Annotated in this window: 2 protein-coding genes; both read right to left on the minus strand. The window is 72.4% G+C overall.

Annotation, left to right across the window (positions count from 1 at the left end):
* Positions 1-955: methionine ABC transporter ATP-binding protein (locus N866_RS17800; RefSeq protein ID WP_034229149.1), on the minus strand; the 955-nt coding region annotated here is incomplete at its 3' end.
* Between the two features lie 75 nt (positions 956-1030).
* The gene (locus N866_RS17805) at positions 1031-1909 is read right to left on the minus strand and encodes a MetQ/NlpA family ABC transporter substrate-binding protein (RefSeq protein ID WP_034229153.1); all 879 of its coding nucleotides are present in this window, start codon (positions 1907-1909) and stop codon (positions 1031-1033) included.
* Between the last annotated feature and the right edge of the window lie 120 nt (positions 1910-2029).

The raw sequence follows: 2029 nt of genomic DNA on the forward strand, positions 1-2029 counted from the left end.
ACAGCTCGAAGGTGAGCGAGCCCAGCGGGCGAGCCCCCACCTCGGTGATGCCCCCGAAGACGACGCTCCCGGACACCCCGTGCGCACGGAAGGCGTCCGTGAGCGGGGCGTGGCCCGCGCTGTCCTGCACGCCGACCGTGACGAGCCGCCCCGCGTGCCGCTCGCGCAGCCGCAGGACGACGTCGGGCCGAGGCCGGTCGTGCAGCGCCGTGCCGATGAAGCGGCGGGTCACCGGCGCCTGCGGCCGGGAGAACAGGTCGTACACGTCGCCCACCTCGACGACACGCCCGTCCTCCATGACCGCCACGCGGTCGCACAGGTACGTCACGACGCTCATCTCGTGCGTGATGACGACGATCGTCACGCCCAGCTCGCGGTTGACGCGGGCGAGCAGGTCCAGCACGTCCTTGGTCGTCTCGGGGTCGAGCGCGCTGGTCGCCTCGTCCGCCAGCAGCAGACTGGGCGACGTCGCGAGGGCGCGGGCGATGCCGACGCGCTGCTTCTGCCCGCCGGACAGCTGCTCGGGGTACTGGCGCGCCTTGTCGGCCAGGCCGACGAAGTCCAGCAGCTCGGCGACGCGGGCCTCGCGACGCTCCTTCGACCAGCCCGCCACGCGCAGCGGGTACGCGACGTTGCCGGCGACGGTCCGGGACCGCCACAGGTTGAACTGCTGGAAGATGAAGCCGATCCCCGCACGGGCGCGGCGCACCTCGCGCTCGGGGACGCCGCTCAGCCGCCGGCCGTCGACGACGACGTCGCCCGCGGTCGGCTGCTCGAGGGCGTTGATCAGGCGCACGAGCGTGCTCTTGCCGGCGCCGGAGTAGCCGATGACGCCGAACACCTCGCCACGGGCGATGTCGAGCGTGACGTCGTCGACGGCGCGGACGGGTCCGGACGGGCCGTCGAAGACCTTGGACACGCCGCGCAGGGAGACCATGGGGTCCGTGGGGTCCATCGGGGAGTTTCCTTCCTTGCTGGGCCGGGGCGGAGGGGCGTGCGGGGCCGACCGGTGCCGGCCCCGCACCGCGCCTCAGCCCTGGCTGTCCCGGACGAGCTGCTCGAGCTCCGTCAGGTCGGCCTGGAGCTCCTCGGCGGGGACCTGCTCGGTCACCGCGGTGCCCTTGTTCTCCGCCTCGACGCCGCTGAGGACCTCCTCGGACTGGTAGATCTCGACGAGCTGGGCGTAGACGGGGTTGTCGGCGTCGTCGGCCCGCGCGACCCAGAGGTTCAGGTACGGCCGCGCCGTGCGCGTGTCCTCCAGGTCGGACCAGATCGCCGTGGTCGGGTCGATGCCGGCGTCCGCGGCGAAGTTGTTGTTGATCACCGCGGCGTCGAGCGTGTTGACCTGGACGGCCGTCTGGCTCGCGTCGACCGGCACGACCGTGACGCGCGAGCCGTCGAGCACCTCCGCCGGGGTGGAGAAGGCGTTGCCGCCGTCGGCGAGCTCGACCAGCCCGGCGGACTGCAGGACGAGCAGCGCGCGAGCCTGGTTGACCGGGTCGTTGGGGATCGCGACCTCGGCGCCCTCGGGCAGGTCGTCCGGGCTCGCGTAGTCCTTGGTCGTGTAGAGGCCGAGCTGGTAGATCGCCGTCGAGCCGATCGGGACGAGGTCGTCGTCGGCGTTGACGTTGTAGTTCGCCAGGTACAGCAGGTGCTGGAACTGGTTGAGGTCGAGCTCGCCCTGACCGAGGATCGGGTTCGGCTGGGCGTAGTCGGTGAAGTTCACCAGCTCGACCTCGATGCCCTCCTCGGCGGCGAGCTGCTCGAACGTGCGCCAGTAGTCCTTGCTGGCGTCGGTGACGCCGATCGTCACGGGGCCCTCGCCCTCCTCGGCCTGCGCGCCGGAGCACGCGGAGAGGGCGGTCGCGAGCGTGATGGACAGGGCCACGGCGGGGATGGTGCGCTGCATGGGTCGTTCCTTCCGGTGGTGCACGGTGGTGCACGGTGGGGGTGGTGCCGTCCGGCGGTGGCCGGGGGCGGTGCGGAGCGGCAACTCCGCAGGTCTGTGGGGTGGGGTGGGGCTGGGTGG

Source organism: Actinotalea ferrariae CF5-4 (assembly GCF_000603945.1).
GTDB classification, from domain to species: Bacteria; Actinomycetota; Actinomycetes; order Actinomycetales; family Cellulomonadaceae; genus Actinotalea; species Actinotalea ferrariae.

Coding starts and splice junctions, on each gene's coding strand:
- N866_RS17805 (WP_034229153.1), bottom strand. CDS start 1,909: ATGCAGCGCACCATCCCCGCCGTGGCCCTGTCCATCACGCTCGCGACC.